Source organism: Hydrogenovibrio sp. (assembly GCF_049975065.1).
Lineage (GTDB): Bacteria > Pseudomonadota > Gammaproteobacteria > Thiomicrospirales > Thiomicrospiraceae > Hydrogenovibrio.
On the sequence record NZ_JBNGDN010000028.1, the window covers coordinates 1 to 21,921 of the forward strand.

Here is a 21,921-nt window from a genome sequence, read left to right on the forward strand (position 1 = left end):
CGCAAGGCCAAACGCCCCATGCGCCCAAACCCATTAATCGCCACTCGTAATTTTTTCATATTCACTTCCTTATTATTCGACTTCATCACCGCGCTCTAGGCCAATTGCATCTAATTGTTGTTGGAGCTTTAATTTTTCCAGCTTCTCGAACGGCAGAATGGTAAACAACTTAATCCGGGTATCCAAAACCCTCAACACCTCTTTGTACTGTTTCAAAGGGTCATCCCCTTCCACGCGTTGCGGGTCTTCCACACCCCAATGCGCGGTCATCGGTTGGCCGGGCCAAATCGGACAAACTTCCCCTTTGGCTTTATCACACACGGTAATCACAAAATCCATTTTCGGCGCATTCGGCTAGGCAAATTCGTCCCAGCTTTTGGTGCGCGGTGCGGCCATCGGAATTTTGGAATTTTCCAGCAGCGCCAACGCATCTGGATGCACCGCATCCTTAGGGTGGCTACCGGCACTGTAGGCTTTGAAACGCCCTTTCCCCCAATGGTTCAAGAAGGCTTCGGCTATAACACTGCGTTTGGAATTGCCGGTACATAAAAATAATACCTTAAACATCTGTAAACTCCTTTAATTCGAATGTTTCATGAATTTGTGCTGAGATTGCGCAGGGCATTGGTTTCTCGACTTACCCCTTCGGGCGTCGAGTTCTTTGTTTCACAAGGAAATTTTCGAAGAAGCGTCGTATCCGTGATTACGACCGACTGAGAAAATATTTCTTGTGGAATCAAGGAACAAGCAAGGTCAGTGCAAATTTGTGAAATATTCGGGTTAACATTTAAAATACATGGGCTCCGGCTCTGAGACCACCGGAGACGGTGACAATGATTTGATCTTTTTATGACAACCAAGCTTTAATCTGCTCACGAGACGGAATGCCGCCGGAAGGCACCACCACTTCATCGATCACCACACCCGGCGTACTCATGACCCCGTAGGCCGCGATTTCCGCAAAATCCTCGACTTTTTCCAGTTCAATCGGCATGTTCAACTCTTCGGCCATGGCCTGAATGAGATTGGCGGTGGTTTGACAATTGGTGCAGCCGCTGCCCAACACCTTCACCACCTTGCCGTCATTCACGTAATCAACGCCACAGGCGGTTTTTTCCGTGGTCGGCTCACCGCCGCAACATCCGGTTGAGGCGCTTGCTTGAGAGGCGTTATCACCATTCACAACAAGGCTTGACCTCGTCCGCTGTGGCGGCCACTTGCGACGTGGAGCCGCAATGGCCGCTAGGACAACATTCACCGGATTTGGACAACTTACCCAACATTTCCGCCGGACACCAACCGGTAAAGGTCGCCTGCAACCCCATAACACTGACCAACACCGCCAACCACAACCAGTTCCATCCCAACAAATCGGTTTGACCTGATACATGCGCCAAAACAACCCCCAGCAACACCAGCAACGTCATCAGACGTACCATTAGATTCCCTTTCATAAGCCTCTTAACCTTTTAACCATCTTAAAATCAATATATCCGCATAAACAGATATAATAAAGCATCCATTAGACAACAACAACCCCCCGCGGTGCATTTGACATCAAAACGTCATATTCAGCACCAAATGCGACTGACGGCGCACTGTGCTACAATAATCTTTTTGATTTTTCGGGCTTGAAACGACTCACCCCACAACTCACCCGCGCACTGGATACGAACTGTGACCCTCGACCAAACCAGCCAATTTTTTAAAGCCCTGTCGGAACCCTTGAGGCTTCGAATCCTGCACCTGCTAATGCTCAGACCGTCTCTGTGCGTGTGCGACCTGGTGGCAATTTTAGCGCAAGGTCAAAGCACCATTTCCCGCCACTTAACCTATCTGAAAAACGCCGAACTGGTGACGTTTTGGCGCGAAGGCACCTGGGTGCATTACCAACTCAACCGCAAACTGCAATCGCCGATGAATCTCGACACCCTGGAGCCCTTTTTCAGCCAATTGCCGGAATGCGAAGCCGACCGCTCGGCACTGGAAGGCTACGAAACCATTCAACCCCGCCAGTGCCAACTCGATCCGCCCAACCCGAAAACGTCATGACGTTTTGGATTAAGGGATGAAATCCCTTTTACAGACCGTTTTATCCAACCGCATTAATATTTCCAGTCCTGGAAACTCGTCACGACCCCATCAATTTTTATATAATTAACGGTTCACTGGAATCTAAACTGGATTGTAACTTTCTATGGAAAATCGAATTTTCGATGTCGTCATCGTCGGCGGAGGCATCACCGGAACCGCGTTGGCCTACACCCTGGCCAAGTACACGGATGTCAAATCCATTGCCATTCTGGAAAAATACGGCTCACTTGCCCCTTTGAACTCCAATGCACGCAGCAACAGCCAAACCCTCCATTGCGGTGACATTGAAACTAACTATACGCTTGAAAAAGCCATTTCCGTGAAACGCACGGCGAATATGCTGGTGAAATACGCCGAGCAGGTCAGCAAAAACGATTTTCTATTCAAGTTCCCGAAAATGATTCTCGCTGTCGGTGACGACGAATGCGAGCGTTTAGCAAAACGTCACGACGAATTCAAAGAGGCCTTTCCCTACATGGAACTCTGGGACGCTGAAAAAATCGCCGAAATCGAACCCAAAGTGGCCTTAAAAGACGGCCAACCCCGCCCCGAGCCGATACTCGCCAGCGGCTGCACCGATGAATATTCCGCCGTTAACTACGGCCTGCTGTCGAAATCCTTTATTGACAGCGCCCGCAAAACCGGCAAAGACATTCGTGTCTCCCTCAGCTCCCGCGTGGATCGCATTATTCCGCTGAAAGACCACTATGAACTGCAAACCGCTCACGGCTCCTATGCCGGGCGCTTTGTCGTGGTTTCCGCCGGGGCACACAGTTTGTTGCTGGCCAACCAGCTTGGGCACGGCATGAACTTATCCACCTTACCGATGGCCGGTAGTTTCTATTTTGCGCCGAAAATGCTCAACGGAAAAGTCTACACCCTGCAGAACGACAAACTGCCGTTTGCCGCCTTGCACGGCGACCCTGACTTGACCGAACCAGACAAAACCCGACTGGGCCCTACCGCTTTGGCCTTGCCGAAACTGGAACGCTACACCGGTGGCACCTATCGCGATTTCTGGCGCACCCTCAAACTGGATCGCAAGGTGCTGCGCGTCTTTTGGGATCTGATGAAAGACAGCACCATTCGCAACTACATCTTCCGTAATTTTCTATTTGAAGTGCCTTGGCTGAACAAAAAACTGTTTGTCAAAGACGCCCGCAAGATTCTGCCAGACCTGACCACGCAAGATTTAACCTATGCGCAAGGCTACGGTGGCGTTCGCCCCCAGGTGATCGACAAAAACACGATGGAACTCAAGCTGGGCGAAGCCAGCATTCTGCCGGAAAACGACAACCTCATTTTCAATATGACGCCATCGCCGGGTGCCACCACCTGTTTGGGCAACGCGTATCGCGACGCCAAAATCATCTGTGAACGCCTCGGCATTCACCTAAAACAAGACGAACTCGTCAACGATTTGCTGGATGGCCAAGACCTCTAAACCCGACCAGCCCATTCCCGTTACGCTGGTAACCGGATTGCTCGGCAGTGGTAAAACCACGGCCATCCATCAGCTATTACAACAAAGTCCTGCCGATGAACACTGGGGGCTGCTTATCAACGAATTCGGCGAAATCGGCATTGATGCGGCCACGCTCGATGGCGACGCCCACTGGATCGAAGACGTCACCGGCGGCTGCATCTGCTGCAGCGCCCAATTCGGTTACCGTCAGGCGCTGCAAAAACTGCTGCAACAGCCCCTGGATCGCATTCTGATCGAACCCACTGGACTGGGGCATCCGGCACACATCATTGACACGCTCAAGGCGTTCCATCCCCATATTCGTTTAGCCGGCGTTCTGCTGATCATCACCCCACAACAGTTGACACCTCAACGCTGGGAAAAATCCGCCGTCATGCGCGATCTGGTCTCGCTGGCCGATACCGTATTGCTCAATAAAATCGATCTCGCCAGCCGCGACGACATCCAACAAGCCGAACAATTGCTCCAGCAAACCTATCCGCCAAAGGAAACCATTCTGCACACCCGCCTGGATCAAGCCGTTCGCTTTCCGCCAGGCCTGGTGGATTTCCGCGCCATGCAACCGACCTTCACCCTGCTCAGCGGTTTAGCGGCTCACACAAAACACCATCAAATTAACCAGGCCTGCGCCTTGGTGCGCAAATCCAAGTTACCCCAGGTTCTGCAAATGAAAACACGCCTAGCTGACACCCTCAGCATCGGCTGGCAATTCGATGCCCACATTCAATTCAATCGCGTCGCGCTCAAAGACGTTATCACACAACAACGCCACCTGGTTCGAGCAAAGGGTCTTCTTCGGACGGGGAACGAATGGCAAATGATCAACGTTGTCGATGGACAGATCACATGGCAGGACGTGGCTTGGCGACGCGACAGCCGCTTGGAATTATTATTTGAAATACCTGAAGATCAAGGCTTCGACGCCGACCCTGCGCAACACTTGATTGAACAACTGGAGACCGCTTTGTTGCCCTGTCTCATCGAACGGGACTAGCCGCCTGTTAGTCTCGCAGAATCTCACTGGGCTTATTCGAGCGAGCCAAATGACACCGATTCTTACAAGACGTGATATAATTAGTCTCTTTTTTAAAATATGAGCGCAACTTTATTGATCCGGGCGGATCGAATAAAGCCCTCAATCTAAGCCGAAGGAAATTGCATGACGAAGCACATGCCCGATATCGCTTGCCAGCCCCACCAAGACCCACAGGGAAAACTCAACTGGGTCGGAATGAGTGGCATTGAACTGCCCATCCAAATCCAACAAGATGCAAACCAGACCCTGACCCTGTCGTCACAGGTACAGGCCTACGTCAGTCTGGACGACCCCCTCAGCAAAGGCATTCACATGTCGCGCCTCTATCTGATTCTGGATGAAAACGGTTCGAAAGAACCTTTAACCCCGGCGAGTATTCAAGCGATATTGCAACGCTTCATCGACTCTCACCAGGAGCTGAGTCAAAACGCCTTTGTTGAATTCCGTTTCGACTACTATGAAAGACGGCAATCGCTGAAATCTGACAACTCCGGCTGGAAGCACTACCCATGCACCCTGCGCGGCGAAATGCGCGACGGGCAATACGAATGCGAAGTCAGCATCAGCGTGCCCTATTCGTCCACTTGCCCTTGTTCTGCGGCCTTGTCACGCCAATTGATTCAGGAAGCGTTCGAACAGCAGTTCAGCGGTCAAGCACTGGACTACAACCAAGTGTTGGAATGGCTTGGCACGCCGGAAGGCATCTGTGCCACGCCGCACAGCCAACGCTCTTACGCCCAGATTAAACTGAAAGTCACCGCCGCGCACGCACTGAACCTATCGACCGTCATCAACCAGATAGAAGACGCGGTGAAAACACCGGTGCAATCCACGGTGAAACGCGAGGACGAACAGGAGTTTGCCCGTTTGAACGCCACCAATCTGATGTTCTGTGAAGACGCGGCACGTCGCATACAAGCCAAACTGGAGAGCTGCCCCGAATATCAAGACTATTGGGTGCGCGTTAATCACCTGGAAAGCCTGCATCCACACGATGCCGTAGCGATTGTCACCAAAAACATTCCGGGGGGTTACAGCGATGAACCCAACTTTATGGATCGTTTTGAACACTGATCACGCCCCATTCAGGCGACGATCTTCTAGGAACCATCTTCAGCCTAATTTTAAGCCGCTTCTTGGCGGCTTTTTTAATCGCATGACGTTGCGCCAAAATCGTAGAACCGTGTTTTCTCGACAGCACCCACTGGGCTAAAATCAGCAGATATAAAAAAAACGCCAAGCTTGGCGGTTTTTTGTGTTCCGTAAAACGCAATCGAAATTAACGTTTTGAGAACTGTGGACGACGACGTGCTTTGCGAAGACCGATCTTCTTACGTTCCACTTCACGCGCATCACGCGTCAAGAGACCACGCTGACGCAAGGCCGAACGATTTTCTTCGTTAAACGTCAGTAACGCACGGGAAATACCATGACGAACCGCACCGGCTTGACCGGTGGTGCCACCGCCTTTTACCGTGATGGTCATATCAAACTTTTCGACATTTTCAGTCGCTTCCAAAGGCTGATTAATCACCATCAAATCGGTTTCACGCGCAAAATATTCCTTCACGTCACGACCGTTCACGGTCATTTTGCCAGTGCCTGTTTTCATGAAAACACGCGCGACTGAGCTTTTACGACGACCTGTTCCGTAATATTGTTCTGTTGCCATTCTCAAATTCCTCTTACACGTCTAGTTCTTTAGGTTGCTGTGCTGTATGTGGGTGCTCGGCACCGGCATACACTTTCAGTTTTTTCAACATTGCACGGCCTAGAGGACCACGAGGCAACATCCCTTTGATGGCGAACTCAACCGGACGAGTCGGCTTACTGCCCACCAAGGTTTCAAAGTTTGTGGATTTCAAATGCCCCACATACCCAGTCACATGGTGATACATTTTATCGTTACGCTTATTGCCAGTGACCGCGATTTTTTCCGCATTGATAACGACAATGTAATCGCCACAATCAACGTGCGGCGTGTATTCCGGCTTGTGCTTGCCACGCAAACGCGCTGCGATTTCAGCGGCCATACGACCTAATGTTTTACCTTCGGCATCCACAATGTACCAGTCACGTTTTACTTCGGCTGGCTTTGCAACAAATGTGCTCATAACTTTGTCCTAAAAATAAATTACTAATCCATTCCAACTATTCGGCGAGCCAAATAATCACTTACTGTTTAACGGGCAATAAGAAGGGGCAAGGATTAAAGAAGAGGATTTTAACGACTTTCGCCTTAAAGTCAAGCGTTTAAACAAGATAAAAAACGTTTCCAACATTCACCAGGCCTGGTCATTTTTCACTTTCCGTGGCGGTGCCGTTGGACAAGCTCGGCAGGCCAAGGTTTTCCGCCACTTGCTGTGACTGGGATTGCAGGAACGCCGTCAACTGCTGTTCCACACGACGAAACTCCACCAGCACCTGCTCACCTTTTTCAGTCAACCGGGTGCCCCCGCCCGATTTACCGCCATGCGCCTTGACCACCAAAGGCTCATCAAACATTTGATTCAACTCTTCCATCAATCCCCAGGCTTTCTTATAGGACATGCCCATTTCTTTTGCGGCCTGATTTATCGACCCCAAGCGGGCAATTTTTTCCATCAAGGTCACGCGACCGATTCCCACATAAGTCCCGCCAGACCCCATCAGCCAAAAACGCGCACGGATATGATCGGCATAAGCGTCTCCAGGCAATTTATGTTTCGACTGAGTTTTCTGTTTTGTCATAAACGGCTTCCAGATTAATCAGGTTATGAAAAAGTCAGTTGATTTTAGCGCGCAAAGCGTTAACAATTGATCCGCAATTTTTAAAATCAACAATTTATTTTACAGAAAAGGAGACGCTTAATGAATATTGGTACCTTAGACAGATGGTTACGCATTATAGTCGGCACCGCACTGATCGTCATGGCCGCCACGGATGTTTTGGGGCTTTGGGCTTATATTGGCATCATTCCTCTGGCAACGGGGATTATCCGCTGGTGTCCTTTGTACACCCTGATCGGCATTCAGACCTGCCCGCTACACGAAACCGTTAAACGATAAAACCGCAGGGCAAGCATCCAAAACCAAAAAGCCAGGCGCTCAGGCCTGGCTTTTTGCGATTCAGAGCCATGCTTTCCGGCGCAGCCGGAAAGCGGCTAAAATCAATTCATGCCGTGCATGGCTTTGAATTTCTTAATAGCTTCAACTGGCTTTTGCTTGCTGGTTTTTTTGGTCAACACATACACCACAGTTTCACCGTTTGGACCACCACCGATGTCGGAATAACGGAAGTTATCGACATGCAGCTTAACGAACTCGTCAAACGTATCCCAGCTGGTGAACACATAATAACGATTATGATCTTTTTCCATCACTTCGCCATAGAAATCTTCAGCCGCCGCCATTTTGCCAGACATCATTTCTTCACCTGGACTGGTGGACTTCTTCTTGTCAGCACCAGTCAGGCCATACACCACGGTTTGACCGTCAGGTCCAGCACCGATAAAAGTACGACGGTAAGGGGTTTCACCATGCTGCAGATACTCTTTGTAGAGTGACGGATCGTAAAACACATTCATGCGTTTATCCATTACAACATACAAATCCGTATTCTGAGCTTCATGTGCCTTCGCTTCAGACTGGCTTGAGGCCTGTGAGGATTTATCAGGCGTTGCAGAACAGGCAGACAGAACGCCTGTGGCCAGCATGGCAATCAATAACTTTTTCATAATGAGCACTCTCTTGACGTTTATAAAAATGACTGGCTCATTCTATCGACATGACATAACAGCGAGATGAACGAAAAATGACAAAAAAATGAAACTCGTGAAACCCTCAGCTCCCACTAAAAAAACAACTCCGAATTGACGTTACGATTTGAAAGGTTTATAGTCAACACATCTTTATATCCCATGGAATCTTCATGCCATCCAATCCGCCAGCATCAAAGGACAACTGTCGTTACACCCTGCCCAACCCGAAAGCGCAGACGATTTCGCGTCAGGTGCTCGACAAACTCAATGAACTGGACATCAACGCCAACCCCATCCACTTCACCCTGTTTTATGAAATGATGGTCAAAATCAATCCGTCGCTTGCAGAACAGGTTGAGCACGCTTTAAACTTTGCCTCCTACGATGACAATTCCGCCCGCATGCTGTTCAACACCCTCTGGTCGGACGTGATACAGCACAGCCTGCACTCCGATGAGTTTTCGAGCATCATCAATCAATTAGTGCTGTTCATTGAAAACTGGGTAACGCAATCCAAACACAAAAACCAGACGCTCGAAACGCAGCTCTCCCATATCGATGCGTTGCGCCAACCGGAAGAAATTCTGCAGCACCTTAAACAAGACATCCTGCCAACCATTCAAAACTACCAGCAGGAAACCCTGGCGCTGCAGGTGCAAATTGAAGAAACCAGCGGTGAAATTAAACAACTGAAAAAAGAGTTGGATAAAGCCACGGCCATTGCCAAAACCGACGAATTGACCAACATCCCCAATCGACGCGGCTTCAATGAAATCATGGAAAAAGTGATGCAGGAAGCCAATGACAACCAAAGCAGTTTTGCGTTGTTGCTGCTTGACCTGGACTATTTCAAAAACATTAACGACTCCTTTGGCCACTTGGTGGGCGACAGCATACTGCGTTATCTGGCCAAAAGCCTGCATAATGAAACCAAAGGACGGGATCATATTGCACGCATAGGGGGCGAGGAATTTGTCGTCATTCTGCCAAACACAGGCTATGACGCCGCACGCAAAGTGGGCAACAGCATCCGCGAAAAAATTGCGGCGCGTCCGCTGTACGTCAAGGGTGACAAAAAACCGATTAAACTGACATTATCGATCGGCGTGGCCATGTATCAATTAAACGAAACCTTGGATACCCTTTTTGACCGAGCCGACAAAAGCCTGTACCTTGCCAAATCGTCCGGACGTAATCGCGTTTGCGGCGAAACCGACTTGTGAACGACAATGCTGAAACCTAAACGATGTGCACTGAACATTATTTCCGGCCAGCTTGGCGCAGGCAAAACCACCCTTCTAAGACAGCTGTTGCGGCACAAACCTGACAACGAACACTGGGCACTGCTGGTCAACGAATTCGGAGCGGTCGGCATTGACGGTGCAATCCTGGAAAGTGCGTCTCAAACCCAAGTAACCGAGATTCCCGGGGGGTGCATTTGCTGCACGGCCAAATCGGAACTGGAAAGCCGAGTCATCGAACTTCTGGACACGGTAAAGCCTGACCGAATTTTGATTGAACCCACCGGGCTCGGCGAACCGGACACCCTAGTGGATCTGTTTACTCAAAATACGCTGGAAAGCCGCCTTGAAATTCAAACCCTGTTCAGCGTGATTGACCTGCAACAGGTGGGTCTGGCCGAGTATCAGCGACTGACCGTTCTGCAAAGTCTGCTGAATATGGCCGATGTCCTCATTCTCAATAAAAAAGACCGCGTCTCAGAAGCCACCATCCATACAGTGCGCGACTATTGCGAGCAACTCTACCCGCCCAAAAAAGCCATTTATGTCACCGAATCGGCTGACATCCCCATTGAATCCCTAATGCATCCTCATCTTCACACAACCCAATTTCGTCCAAGCGGACAACATTTCAACGCCTTCACCTTGGGAAAATCTCCCCATGCGCATTCGGCTGCCCAAGCAAAAACCACCTCATTTTCTGAGTCGGAAGCGGATTGGCCCCACCTATTAAAGCGCTTACAGCAAACCCAGCTCGACACAAACGCCGTCGGCTGGGTCTTCAGCCACGAGGCCGTTTTCGACTGGAAGTGTCTTTTTGCTTTATTGGAAAGCCTCGGTCAAGGTCACTTTCAAGACTCACCCAACTCGATCAAACGCGCCAAAGGCGTTTTCCGAGTCGGTACCAGTCCAAGAATGCTGTTTCAATGGGTCAACGGCCATGCCACCCGCGAATTGATCGCCTACCGCAAAGACAGTCGCTTTGAGTTGTTACTTAGCTTGGAACCCTTTGACCTGCCCGCGTTTGAAAGCGCACTGAAAGCCTGCCAGAAAACCTGACCACGACACACTGCACGACTGGCCGCCTGAACTACCTAAAATCAAACACAAAAAAACCGCCAGGCCTGGCGGTTTTGAATATTGAACCTTTTTGGGTTATTTACGCGGGCTTGGTTTGTCCGCCTTCTGTGTATTTGACCCCACCGTGCCATTGCCAGATAAAGTAGAGCAATGGAATCACCAGCAGCGTCAGCACCGTCGACGATAGCGTGCCGAAAATCAAGGACACCGCCAAGCCACCAAACACCGGATCGGTAATCATAATCATGGAGCCGAAGATAATCGCCAGTGCCGTCAGCAAGATCGGACGGAAACGCACCTTACCGGCTTCGATCACGGAGTCTTTCAAGCTCTTGCCTTCCGCACGATACTCCAGAATGAAGTCGATCAGCAACAGCGAGTTCCGCACCACGATACCGGCCAAGGCAATGACCCCAATCATCGAGGTGGCGGTAAACGCCTGCCCCGTCAACCAGTGACCTGGAAAGACCCCTATCATCGTGAGCGGAATCGCTCCCATCACAATCACCGGCATCATAAAGGAACGATAATAGCCGACCAGAACCAGATAAATAAACACCAACGCCACGATGAAGGCACTGCCCATATCTCGGAACACATCCAATGTCAGGCGCATCTCGCCACCCCACAGCAAGGAATAGTTCATGACATCGTCCGGCTCGGCCTCCACAAAGCCGAGGTTGGCGGTGTGGAAAGTCACACCCGATTCCGGCAAAGTCACGCCATCAAACATTTTATCCATCGACAGTACGGCGTATACCGGGCTTGAACGCAGCAGTTCACCGCCCACCATCACCATCTGATGCTGATCGCGCCCGATAATGGGCTTGGCCTGCATCACCTGTTGAATGGTGGCAAACGCAGATACCGGAACCGATGCCCCGGATCGTGACTGCACATTCAACGACAACAGTTGCTCAGGCACGGTTCGCTCCGAACTCGGCAAACGCACAATGATATTAACCGGCTCGCGCACATTATCCAGGTGCATATAACCCAGTTCATAACCGTTGATGTAATCGTGCAGCATCTTTGCCACTTCTGCTGGCACGATGCCCAACAGATTGGCCTGAGTGCGGTCAATATTGATCTGGTAACTTTCCGTCGAAGCCGTCACACTGTCATCAATGTTAATCAGCCCGTAAATGTCATGCATTTTGGCATTGATTTCAATCGCAGCAGCTCTCAGCTTATCGTAGTCCGGCCCATAAAGCTCTGCCATAATCTGAACCGTTACCGGCGGCCCGGGCGGGGTTTCATACAGTTTGATATTAGCACCTGGGAAAACTTTACGCACCGGCGTCAATTCATCGTTCAAAATCTGTACGATTTCGTGCGACGACAAATCACGATCATGCTTATTGACCAGATTGACACGAATCTGCGCAAAGTTGGAACCCTTTTTAATCAAGTCGCCACGCACCAGTGCCGCAAAATCAATCGGCGCATGATCGCCTAGATAGACACTGTAATCGGTGACAAACGGCGTTTTCGAAATGACATCGTTAACGCGACGCACCACGATATCGGTCGCTTCCAGCGCTGTGCCTTCCGGCATGTCCACCTGCACGAGGAAGGTACTGGTGTTATCGTAAGGCAGCATCTTCACTTCCACGCCCCCCGAATGCAACGGATTGTTCATACCGTCACCACGCAAAAATTGCAGCGCCGGCTGCGTCATGGCCGCAAACAAAGAAATCAACACCACAAACAAGAACACATTTCGCTTGGTGCGACTTTCCAATAACGGCACAATGGATTTTTCATACAGGGTTTGCATCCAGTCCGGTTTGTGGACATGATGGGTTTCAAGACTCTCACGTGCCTGCATTTCTTTGATGGCTTTTTTGCCAAGTAAACGGTAGGAAGCGTAAGGCACCAGAATGTAGGCAATCACCAGAGAAGCGATCATCGCCACCGGCACATTGAACGGAATCGGTGCCATGAATGGCCCCATCATTCCGGTCACGAACAGCATTGGGATAAAGGCGAGAATGACCGCAAAGGTCGCCACATTGGTCGGGTTGCCGATTTCATTGGTGGCTTTGATCAGAACCTCGTCAAAGTTCTCTGGATCAAAGCCGTTGTGAATGTGCCGGTGAATGTTTTCGATCACCACAATGGCCGCATCCACCAGCAGCCCAAGCGATAGAATTAATGCAAACAGTGTGATGCGGTTAATCGTCTGACCGGAAATGTAGCCGACAAACAACACCACAAATAAAATCAGCGGCACCGTCAGGGTGACAATACCGGCTTCACGCCAGCCGAGGAACAGAATCAGAATCACCACCACCGATGCCACGGCAATCACCAGATGCTCCATCAGCAGATTCACCGCCGCATTGGCTTTTTCACCATCATTACGCGTCACGGTGACATCCACATTCGACGGCAACACACTCAATTTCAATTCGGCCAATTTTTCCAACACGGCATCCGCCACGGTGACCGCATTGGTGCCAGGCTTTTTCGCTAGGGAAATGGTCACTGCAGGCATTTCACTGCGGCTTTTCTTATCGCTGCTCGGGCCGTAGCCGATACGCGTGTCGGTATCGGTTTCCATCGGTCCGTCTTCAATAAGGGCGATGTCCTTCAGATAAATCGGCCGACCGTTTTCCGAACCGATAACAATATCGCCCACTTCCTGAGCATTCCCCAGAAAGCCGTTCACGCGAATCGGCTCTTCTTTATTATTATTCACCAAGGCACCGACAGGCAGGGAGACATTACTGCCTTTCAACATATCACTGATCTGCCCCAGCGACATACCGGTTAAAGCAATTTTTTGCGCATCCAGCCAGACATTCACCGCCCGCTTCTTTCCACCCAGCACTTCGGTAAAGGACACACCCGGAATGTTACGCAGGTTTTCGACCAGCTTTAACGAAACGTCACGCAAATCGTAACCCGACATTTCATCGGAGGTCACCGCCAGCGTCATAATCGGCACATCATCCACATTAATCGGCTTAATCAGCGGCTGCTGCGTATCCGGCGGCATTTTGTCCATATTCTGCATCAGCTGGTTATACAGCTTGACCAGACTATCGACTTGGTTTTCCCCCACATCGAACTGCACGGTGACAATACCAAAATCATTAGACGCATACCCAAAGGTATGTTTAACGCCCGGCAAAGCCCCCATAATGGTTTCCAGTGGCTTGACGACCATATTCTGCACTTCGCTTGGGGTCGCGCCGCCCTTCGGAACAATAATATCCGCCGCCGGCACAACGATTTGCGGGTTGTACTCACGCGGGGTCACCAAATAGGCCAGAACACCCGCCAAGGTCACCGCGATCATAATCATCATGGTGATTTTAGAGTGGATAAACGCTTTCGCCAACTTACCGGCAATATTCAGTTCTGTCGAAGTCTTTTGTTCCGCCGTTGACATTATTCAGCCCCTTCACTTTCCGCCGGTTCTAGGATTTGCGTCACTTCAATCGCTTTTATGTTGTCGCCGTTCAAAAGGCTTATATTATTACCCACCACAATGGAGTCTCCCAGATTCAAACCAGCCTTGACCTCGATTTTGTCACCGATCTCTTCGCCCAAGCGCACCATATGAAAATTCACCTTACCATCTTCCAGCACAAAAACACCTTCCACGCCGGAGCGATTCAATATCGCCGTTTTCGGCACCATCATGGTCTGGCGCTCACCGCGTTTGAAACCAACCCGAGCAAAGGTACCACTGTTAATGGTGCCAAGTTCCGGCAGACTCAGTTTCACGGTATGCGTGCGGGTTTTCGGATCCGCCGCACTCACTAGGGTGTAAATGGTTCCCTCAAGCGGCAAAGGCTGACCATCAATCACCACCTCGGCTTCATCCCCAGGCCGCAACACGGCAAACAGATCTTCACCCACCTGAGTCCGCACGCTCAAAGAGGTCAAGTTCTCCAATACCAGAACCGGGTTGCCAGGTGCTGCGAGGCTGCCGGCCTCCGCCATTTTTTCGACCACCACCCCGTCAAACGGTGCCTTGACATTGGCGTAATTCAGTTGCGATCGCGCTTGGTTCAAAGCGGTTTTAGCCGACACCAAGTTTTCCTGCGCCACCTGATATTGCAGATTCATTTTGTCGAACTGTTGCTTTGACACCGAATCTTCTTTATACAGCTTGGCAAAACGGTCGTAATCCAGCTTAGCATCTTTTAAGGCCGCCTGAGCCTGCTGATAAGCGGACTTCGCTTGCAGAATCTGACTGTTGACATCGCTGGAGTCAATGGAAAACAGCAATTCGCCCTTTTTCACTTCCTGACCGACTTTGACGTCAAAATCTTTAATATAACCCATCAACCGAGAAGCAATCTGCGCCTTCTGATCCGGCACCACCGCGCCCGGCACCACCGCTTTTAACGGAATGGTACCGAGGTTGACCGTTTCAACTGGTGCCTCAATGGTTTGCACCTTAATGTCAGGGGCTGACGACTGGGGCACGTCTTTCTCACAGCCGCTCAAGCCCACCAACAGCAATAGGCTGCTGGACAACATCAGTTTGGATAGGGTTTTCATTCGCTCACCTTCTAATAAAATTTAACTTTCGATGGTTTTAATTAAGTCCGACATTTCACCATTTTGCACTGAGATTGCTTATTCCAGATCTCTTAGTTCGGCAATTCATGCAAGCAACATTCGGGCTAGGGGTAACGCTTAAAGCTGCTCGACGCTCATGGTGCCGGTTTCAAGCCGAAGCTTGGCTTTTTGGATGTTTTTTTCAAAAACCGCATTCACAAGAATGGCTCTGGCTTTGTCCAACTGAGCCTGGCTGGCCAACACTTCCGTCATGGTGGCGATGCCGCCTTTGTAGCGTCTCATAATCAAACGTTGTGCCTCTTCCGCCTGCTCAACGGCCAACTTATGCGATTTGACCTGTTTTTCGGCCACTTTCAGCGAGCGCCAAGCCTTCAACACCTCCAAACGGGTTTTGTTTTCCTGTGAACGCAAGGACGCCTGTTTTTCACTGGCGAGGGCGCGCGCACGATCAACTTTATTGGCGGTCACGCCAAAGTCGGTAATTTTCCATGAAAGTACACCGGCGACTGTGTAAGAGGTGCTTTCAAAACCAAGGTTCTCATCATTCGCATCGCCGCGCACCATGATATTAAAGTGCGGATACTGGTCAGCCTTGTCGGCATCCACCGCCGCTTTTTTAGAGATGGATTCTTCACGAGTGGCTTTGAGTTTCGGGTTGGTGGTGGTTGCCATGGCGATCAGCTCATCCAAAGACCCTGCTGGCAAGGAAATATCCATTCTCGACCCGACGTCCAAAGCGGCGTTTTCATCCATTGCCATGAGCATTCTCAAATTGTCTAACGCAATCATCTCTTGTGTCTGCGCCTTTTCCAAGGCGGTTTTCGCTTCCGACAAATGCACATTAGCACTCAGCAGCTCGGAACGCACCACCACGCCCTGATTCACCAGATTTTCCGTAGTGCGCACATAGGATTCCGATGCAATCACCGCCTGCTCGGCCACCGCCACAAAGGCGCGCGCCGTATGCACGCCTTCATAGGCCTGGTAAACATTAAACGTCAAAAACTGCTGAACGGCTTTATCACCATGCTGTGCGGCCTTAATCATAGCCTTGGCCTGATCCTGGTAACTGGACACCTTGCCACCGTTCCACACCGGAATCATCACTTCCAGACGGGTATTGAAATCCGTATAACTCCCCGGTTCATTCAAATCGCCAGGAACATAATCTACCCCTTTATTCATATCGGCAAAACCAAAATCACGGAAACTCGCATCCCGCTGGTTTAATTTCATACCAAACACATTCAAAGCATTATTCGAGTTGGTGCCGGTCATGGAGGCGGTGATTTGCGGCATCCGATTGGCATCGGCTTCCGCCAGGGCGAATTCCGCCTGCTGAATGCGATACTGACTGACCTCCATCTCGGGATTCTGCCCAAGTGCCGCATTCACACAAGATTTGAAATCCAAAACGGCCGCGTGACTTGTCACGGCGACACTTGAGAGCAAAACGGACATCAACGGTAACGACAAGGGTTTCAACACCCTTAACACGGCTGGTTTCATAATGTTTCCTAAGTTCAAATCGGTTAAACGTTTCATAATAGAGTTTATAACCAAGGGAGTCTTTAACCCGCCCAACGCATGAAAAATAACATTACCGCGCTTAGGGCGATAACTCAAATTCATTAGAGTATTAGGAATTACTAATAGCACCCAAGTCAGCAGGCCGAGCACTCAAGACGAGAAATTATATATAAGAATTCTCTTATATTCTAGTCAAGCCGCCATTCTTTTCCCCCTCTCCCTGCGGACAACGAACCTTAGCCGCCTTGTGAACATAAAATTCGCCGGAATAATCCCTCAATCGGCGTAAGCCAGCGTGATCACTTTACGCAACCAGATCAATTGACGATGAAAAAAATGACTGGCTCCAGAGCGCCAAAAAATATCGGGGTTGGACGGCGCTTTCAACGCCCAAGTCAGCACGGCCTGAGGGTCAACCACTTCATCATCACTTCCTTGAATCAGAACCCAAGGGGCGTTCGGGTACAATTCCGACAGATCATACATGGACACCGGCGGCGCAACCGTACAAACCCCATTCGCTGATAATGAGTCCGCCTGTTTTAAGGTCACGTAACTGCCAAACGAAAACCCCGCTAAAATTAATTCTTCCACCGACACCTGTTCGCGCAACCAAGTCACAACCGACGCCAGATCCAACGATTCTCCCTCGCCGCCATCATAGTCACCTTCCGACAGCCCCACCCCACGATAGTTGTACGCCAGAGTGCCAAACCCCAAGGACTGAAAGGCTTTTTCAAGCGTGGTCACCACTTTATTATTCATGGTGCCGCCAAACTGTGGGTGCGGATGGCTCAACACCACCCAGCGCGTCCCCATCAGCTGTGCAGCGGCTGGCCGCATCATTTCACCAGGTCTGGTCATTCTTACCTCAAGCACACCCACCGCACCGGGGATCGTCATCGTGTGTGTCTTATTCATAAATAAAACCCTTCCCTCAAATAGAGGCTTGATAAAATCGTACCAACACTCACCCCACAACAAAATCAGGGTGAAAAATATCGCCATCAACGCCACCTAGGAAGCCACTATGTCAGAAATCAAAAACATTGTCATTGACGATGCCGTTCCCTTGGCCAATGACCTCTTTCAGTCTCTCGGTCAGGTAACCACGTTACCGGGCAAAGACATTGCACAACACCACCTGAAAGACGCGGACGCCGTGATTATCCGTTCGCGCACCCAAATCAATGCCCGCCTACTCGATGCAACTCGGGTAGGGTTTGTCGGCAGCACCGTCGTCGGCTTAGACCATATCGACCAAACGTACCTGAAACAACGAGGCATCACCTTTTATTCCGCGCAAGGCTGCAATGCCAATTCCGTGGCCGAATACGTCATCACCAACATTGTAAATCTTGCCGTTTCAAAAGGGTTTCAGTTGGCCAACACGCGACTCGGCATTATCGGCGTCGGCCATGTCGGCAAACGCGTGGCCGACAAAGCGGCGGCCTTGGGCATGACACTTTTATTAAATGACCCACCACGCGTGGCAAACGAAAACCTCACAGGCTTTGTCGATTTGGACACCGCTTTATCGGCAGATATCATCACCGTCCATACACCATTAAAATATGATGGTTCACATCCGACGTATCATTTATTATCCGCCGACAAACTGAGCCAAATTCAACCCCATCAAATCCTCATCAATGCGGCGCGCGGCGGCATTATTGACGAGCAGGCCTGGGCAAACACCCCAACCCAAGCCAATATCATCGATTGCTGGGAAAACGAGCCGAACATTGACGAAACCCTTTACCAAACTGCGAACATTGCCACCCCGCACATCGCGGGACACTCGCTGGACGCCAAACTGGCCGGCAGCATCATGGTCTTTAAGGCACTTTGCCAGCACTGGCAAACACCCCCTGACATCAATATAGACGCACGGCTACCGCCACCACCCGCCCCGATCAACACTCAGACAACAGGCGATTTCGAAACCGACCTGCAGCGAGTACTGGCGCAATGCTATCGCCCCGAAGCCGATGATGCCGCCATTCGCGGTAAAAATACTCTAGAGACCCATAAAAAATATGAATACTACCGCAGACATTACCCGATTCACCGAGAATGGCCGCAACATTCCGTTCATCCCAGCGGCGACTTAAAATTCGATAAAATACTGAATTTACTTGGCTTTCAAACCCTTTAGCCTTGTGAAATATCATCATTCAATAAAAAAATTATATTAGGAACACATTATCTTCATAAAAGAATATTATCTTTCCAGAAAAAAATTAATTTTTATTTTCAAATCAACAAGAGTAATCTTCTAACCGATATTGATTTAAATCAAACAAGACCACTGACGATGGTCGCTGACCTGAATATTATTCGGGTTAAAAATGACGCTCAACCCGAAGGTGACATGAATTTGTGCTGAGATTGCACTGAGACTTGCTTTCACAAGGAAATTTTCGAAGAAGTGTCATATTCTCGATTACGACCGACTGAGAAGATAGGGCTAGTGACATCAAGTAACAAGCAAGGTCGGTGCAAATTTATGAAATATTCGGGTTAAACATAACGGAGAAAGACTGAATGAAACTTGTAAACTTTTTTAAAGCCGCACTGGTTGCCGGTGCCATTACGACCCTCAGCGGTTGCGGAACCATCAACGCCATCAACCAACTTAATGACGGCGCCGGTGAAACTTTCATGCAAATTTGGGATAAATGGGTTGCCGCGGATGGCGACATTGCCGATGCCACCATGTGGGAAGTCAAGGTGGAAGACGGCGTTGAATTGGAAGACGTCATCGACGCCATCAACAACGTCGGAATCAACCGCAATATCAAAAACGTAGGTGAATTACCGCTGTCCGAAGAGCTGAATGCACGCGGCATCGACTCTAAAATCCTTCACGTTATGTCTTTCTGTAACCCGGAAACGGCTCGCAAAATGGTTAACTTCTCACCAGCCATGGGTGGTTTCCTACCATGCCGTGTGAACATCATCGAAGAAGACGATGGGTTGCATATTTACACCATGAACATGGACATGGCCATCAAAATGGGTAAAAAAATGCCACCTGAACTGTATGAAGCCACCATGCAGGTTCGCAACACCATGTGGGAAATGCTGCAGAAAGGCAAAGAAGGCGCTTTCTAACCAACCACCACAATCGTTTATGCAAAACACCCAAAAGTCCGCAAATGCGGACTTTTTTTATGCCCCAAGTCGCTTCATTCACTCAAATGCTTTATCAATTTACAGGTCACAATACCGCTACGCTCTTCTGACCAACGCCTTAACCTTATTTCGATTAAGGAATAATTCAGTCTTTTTTAATATTAGAAACCGTTAATAAAAAAAACATAGGCGTTCATAAAATTATTTTCATTCTTACTGCAAGCGAAATATATATTAGAAAAAGATAATATAATCAAACGATTATTATGTTATAAATCAACATCTTAATACCAAAACAAGACCGAAAAAGGTTACAAACACCCCACTCAGCGCACCGGAATTAACGCTATCTGGCCACGGATAAGTTTTTTTGATTATTAAAAGCCCCACCCCTTCGGCATATTAAGCCTTGATAGAAACGCGCTCGTAAAAAGACGCGATACGCTCACACCTTGGGCACCTTTGGTGCTCACGACTTGACAGTAATTAACTAGACGAGAGAGACTCAATGAAAAAAACCAAACTTGCTTTAGCCATCGCCACTACCGCGATGGTATCCACCCCTGTACTGGCGACTAACGGCGACAACCTGATCGGCTTGGGCGCCCAATCCCGCGCGCTAGGCGGCACCGGTACGGCGGCTTTTTACGGTTCTGAAAACGCCTTGACCAACCCAGGGCTACTGGGTAAATCCCAAGGCACGGAATTTACCATCGGCGGCACCATATTCAAACCAAGTGTTAAAGCGACATCAAATATTGCCACCTATCCGGGTCCTGCAGCCTCCGACACCAGCGCTAATGACACCAATATTATTCCAGAAGTATCTTTATCTACTCGATTAACAGATAACTGGACATTTGGTTTAGGTATTTTTGGGTCTGCAGGAATGGGGGTAGACTATCAAGATTCACCTGCACTTTTTAACGGTTACAGCAACCTGCAGCTGATGAAGTTCGCCCCAACCATATCTTATAACAGCGATAAATTTGGTATCGGTGTTGCGCCAGTCATTCAGTACGGTGCCTTGGATATTAACTATACAGATCCTATGGGCAAAAATGTCGGCCACGGTATGTCATCTGATCTAGGGTACGGTTACAACATTGGTGGATATTTCGACATCTTTGAAGGGATGACACTCGCCTTAGCCTATCAATCTGCGATCGACATGAAATATAAAGACCAGATCACAACAGCCTCCAATGGGTTGGGTCTATCCGGTTTTTCTGATCATTTAGAACAACCAGCTGAAATAAAAGCCGGTATCGCATACACCATCAAAGGATTTATGTTGACTGCTGACGCCAAACAAATCAAATGGGGTGACGCAAAAGGCTATAAAGACTTTAACTGGAAAGACCAAAACGTATTTGGCTTAGGCGCAAAATATGCTGGCAACCGTTACTGGGTAGGGGTTGGTTACAATTATGGCGAAGACCCTATCGACACGTTAGATCAAAGCAAAACGGCTGCGCAAGGTGGATACAGCAATCAAGCCGTCAATCTATTTAACAACCACTTTTTTCCAGCTATCATGGAATCCCACTTCACCTTCGGTGGCGGCTATCAACTCACCAAAAACTTAGCTCTAGATGGCGCGATCGTTTACGCACCTGAAATATCAAAAACAGTAAGTACAGGAGCTGTCACAGGAGGCCTCGGAGCACAAAGTGGCAACCAACAGGCAGCTATGATGCCAGCTGATGCGACTGAACACAAAGTTACCCACTCACAAATCGGTTACACCCTTTCTCTGCGTATGAACTTCTGATCCGTTTTCGGAATATCAACGCGTTACAGCCGCTCTCTGAGCGGCTTTTTTTACGCCTCAAAAATATTTTCTCTGTCACACATTTGTTATATTCCCTTTTGTTTTTTTTGTGATACTATGCCGGAAATTGCAATGAATCAGCAACAAAAAGGACGATTATGGCGCGTGTATTAATAGCTGGCTGCGGGGACATTGGTTGCCGCCTTGGACTGAACTTATCCGAAAAAGGCCACGACGTATTTGGCATCCGGCGCGATGCC

23 protein-coding genes are annotated in these 21,921 nt (G+C 49.4%); 11 read left to right on the plus strand and 12 right to left on the minus strand.

Translation table 11 applies throughout. The annotated features are described in order from the left end of the window. Positions 1-72: 72 nt before the first annotated feature. From ACP5D0_RS05040 to ACP5D0_RS05055, 4 genes are all read right to left on the minus strand, one after another. Positions 73-339, minus strand: a complete 267-nt coding sequence (locus ACP5D0_RS05040) for a low molecular weight phosphatase family protein (protein ID WP_472364515.1) — start codon at positions 337-339, stop codon at positions 73-75. A gap of 15 nt (positions 340-354) precedes the next feature. Continuing rightward, positions 355-567 carry an arsenate reductase/protein-tyrosine-phosphatase family protein gene (locus ACP5D0_RS05045; protein ID WP_472364516.1) on the minus strand — a complete coding sequence of 71 codons (213 nt, stop codon included), beginning with the start codon at positions 565-567 and terminating at the stop codon, positions 355-357. 280 nt (positions 568-847) lie between these two features. Then, on the minus strand, positions 848-1,183 hold the full coding sequence (locus tag ACP5D0_RS05050) for a thioredoxin family protein (RefSeq protein ID WP_472364517.1): 336 nt from the start codon (positions 1,181-1,183) through the stop codon (positions 848-850). Beyond that, complete coding sequence (locus ACP5D0_RS05055; RefSeq protein ID WP_472364519.1) at positions 1,173-1,454, minus strand: YgaP family membrane protein; 282 nt, start codon at positions 1,452-1,454, stop codon at positions 1,173-1,175. The genes ACP5D0_RS05050 and ACP5D0_RS05055 overlap by 11 nt, the downstream gene beginning before the upstream one ends. 223 nt (positions 1,455-1,677) lie before the next feature. On the opposite strand from ACP5D0_RS05055, the gene ACP5D0_RS05060 reads away from it, so the two are divergent. The 4 genes from ACP5D0_RS05060 to folE2 all read left to right on the plus strand — a co-directional run bounded on the left by ACP5D0_RS05060 (position 1,678) and on the right by folE2 (position 5,690). Then, complete coding sequence (locus ACP5D0_RS05060) at positions 1,678-2,052, plus strand: ArsR/SmtB family transcription factor (protein WP_472364520.1); 375 nt, start codon at positions 1,678-1,680, stop codon at positions 2,050-2,052. A gap of 145 nt (positions 2,053-2,197) precedes the next feature. Then, positions 2,198-3,538, plus strand: a complete 1,341-nt coding sequence (locus ACP5D0_RS05065) for an FAD-dependent oxidoreductase (RefSeq protein WP_472364521.1) — start codon at positions 2,198-2,200, stop codon at positions 3,536-3,538. Then, the gene (locus ACP5D0_RS05070) at positions 3,522-4,574 is read left to right on the plus strand and encodes a CobW family GTP-binding protein (protein ID WP_472364522.1); all 1,053 of its coding nucleotides are present in this window, start codon (positions 3,522-3,524) and stop codon (positions 4,572-4,574) included. The genes ACP5D0_RS05065 and ACP5D0_RS05070 overlap by 17 nt, the downstream gene beginning before the upstream one ends. A 165-nt stretch (positions 4,575-4,739) precedes the next feature. Beyond that, positions 4,740-5,690 (plus strand): GTP cyclohydrolase FolE2, encoded by a 951-nt coding sequence (gene folE2 / locus ACP5D0_RS05075; RefSeq protein WP_472364523.1) that lies wholly within the window; start codon positions 4,740-4,742, stop codon positions 5,688-5,690. 205 nt (positions 5,691-5,895) lie between these two features. Here the strand turns inward: folE2 and rpsI are convergent, their stop codons facing one another. The 3 genes from rpsI to ACP5D0_RS05090 all read right to left on the minus strand — a co-directional run bounded on the left by rpsI (position 5,896) and on the right by ACP5D0_RS05090 (position 7,346). Beyond that, positions 5,896-6,288: a 30S ribosomal protein S9 gene (gene rpsI / locus ACP5D0_RS05080; protein ID WP_472364524.1), complete on the minus strand. Its 393-nt coding sequence runs from the start codon at positions 6,286-6,288 to the stop codon at positions 5,896-5,898. Between the two features lie 13 nt (positions 6,289-6,301). Next, positions 6,302-6,730, minus strand: a complete 429-nt coding sequence (rplM, locus tag ACP5D0_RS05085; protein ID WP_472364526.1) for a 50S ribosomal protein L13 — start codon at positions 6,728-6,730, stop codon at positions 6,302-6,304. Positions 6,731-6,911: 181 nt separating this feature from the next. Then, positions 6,912-7,346, minus strand: a complete 435-nt coding sequence (locus ACP5D0_RS05090; RefSeq protein ID WP_472364527.1) for a winged helix-turn-helix domain-containing protein — start codon at positions 7,344-7,346, stop codon at positions 6,912-6,914. Positions 7,347-7,466: 120 nt separating this feature from the next. Between ACP5D0_RS05090 and ACP5D0_RS05095 the strand changes: the two genes are divergently transcribed. Then, positions 7,467-7,664 carry a YgaP family membrane protein gene (locus ACP5D0_RS05095; protein ID WP_472364528.1) on the plus strand — a complete coding sequence of 66 codons (198 nt, stop codon included), beginning with the start codon at positions 7,467-7,469 and terminating at the stop codon, positions 7,662-7,664. A 101-nt stretch (positions 7,665-7,765) separates the two neighbouring features. On the opposite strand, the gene ACP5D0_RS05100 is transcribed toward ACP5D0_RS05095, so the two are convergent. Then, a complete protein-coding gene (locus ACP5D0_RS05100) occupies positions 7,766-8,332 on the minus strand; it encodes a hypothetical protein (RefSeq protein ID WP_472364529.1) in 567 nt (188 codons plus the stop codon). A gap of 194 nt (positions 8,333-8,526) precedes the next feature. Between ACP5D0_RS05100 and ACP5D0_RS05105 the strand changes: the two genes are divergently transcribed. Together ACP5D0_RS05105 and ACP5D0_RS05110 are read left to right on the plus strand one after the other, a co-directional pair. Beyond that, on the plus strand, positions 8,527-9,579 hold the full coding sequence (locus ACP5D0_RS05105; RefSeq protein WP_472364530.1) for a GGDEF domain-containing protein: 1,053 nt from the start codon (positions 8,527-8,529) through the stop codon (positions 9,577-9,579). A gap of 6 nt (positions 9,580-9,585) precedes the next feature. Further along, entirely contained in the window at positions 9,586-10,656 is a 1,071-nt protein-coding gene (locus ACP5D0_RS05110) for a CobW family GTP-binding protein (protein WP_472364531.1), read from the plus strand. 100 nt (positions 10,657-10,756) lie between these two features. On the opposite strand, the gene ACP5D0_RS05115 is transcribed toward ACP5D0_RS05110, so the two are convergent. From ACP5D0_RS05115 to ACP5D0_RS05130, 4 genes are all read right to left on the minus strand, one after another. Next, positions 10,757-14,077, minus strand: coding sequence for an efflux RND transporter permease subunit (locus ACP5D0_RS05115; RefSeq protein ID WP_472364533.1), 3,321 nt, complete (start codon positions 14,075-14,077; stop codon positions 10,757-10,759). After that, positions 14,077-15,198, minus strand: coding sequence for an efflux RND transporter periplasmic adaptor subunit (locus ACP5D0_RS05120; RefSeq protein WP_472364534.1), 1,122 nt, complete (start codon positions 15,196-15,198; stop codon positions 14,077-14,079). Before ACP5D0_RS05120 ends, ACP5D0_RS05115 begins: the two co-directional genes overlap by 1 nt. Positions 15,199-15,336: 138 nt before the next feature. After that, the gene (locus ACP5D0_RS05125; protein ID WP_472364535.1) at positions 15,337-16,728 is read right to left on the minus strand and encodes a TolC family protein; all 1,392 of its coding nucleotides are present in this window, start codon (positions 16,726-16,728) and stop codon (positions 15,337-15,339) included. 297 nt (positions 16,729-17,025) lie between these two features. Then, positions 17,026-17,613 (minus strand): alpha/beta hydrolase, encoded by a 588-nt coding sequence (locus tag ACP5D0_RS05130; protein WP_472364536.1) that lies wholly within the window; start codon positions 17,611-17,613, stop codon positions 17,026-17,028. Positions 17,614-17,779: 166 nt separating this feature from the next. Here ACP5D0_RS05130 and ACP5D0_RS05135 point away from each other — a divergent pair, with 166 nt between their 5' ends. From ACP5D0_RS05135 to ACP5D0_RS05150, 4 genes are all read left to right on the plus strand, one after another. Next, complete coding sequence (locus tag ACP5D0_RS05135; RefSeq protein ID WP_472364537.1) at positions 17,780-18,907, plus strand: 4-phosphoerythronate dehydrogenase; 1,128 nt, start codon at positions 17,780-17,782, stop codon at positions 18,905-18,907. A 389-nt stretch (positions 18,908-19,296) separates the two neighbouring features. Further along, positions 19,297-19,866, plus strand: coding sequence for a DUF302 domain-containing protein (locus tag ACP5D0_RS05140; protein WP_472364538.1), 570 nt, complete (start codon positions 19,297-19,299; stop codon positions 19,864-19,866). 529 nt (positions 19,867-20,395) lie between these two features. Then, positions 20,396-21,661 carry an OmpP1/FadL family transporter gene (locus ACP5D0_RS05145; RefSeq protein WP_472364540.1) on the plus strand — a complete coding sequence of 422 codons (1,266 nt, stop codon included), beginning with the start codon at positions 20,396-20,398 and terminating at the stop codon, positions 21,659-21,661. 158 nt (positions 21,662-21,819) lie between these two features. Beyond that, a partial coding sequence (locus tag ACP5D0_RS05150; protein ID WP_472364541.1) for a 2-dehydropantoate 2-reductase N-terminal domain-containing protein occupies positions 21,820-21,921 on the plus strand: 102 nt, incomplete at its 3' end.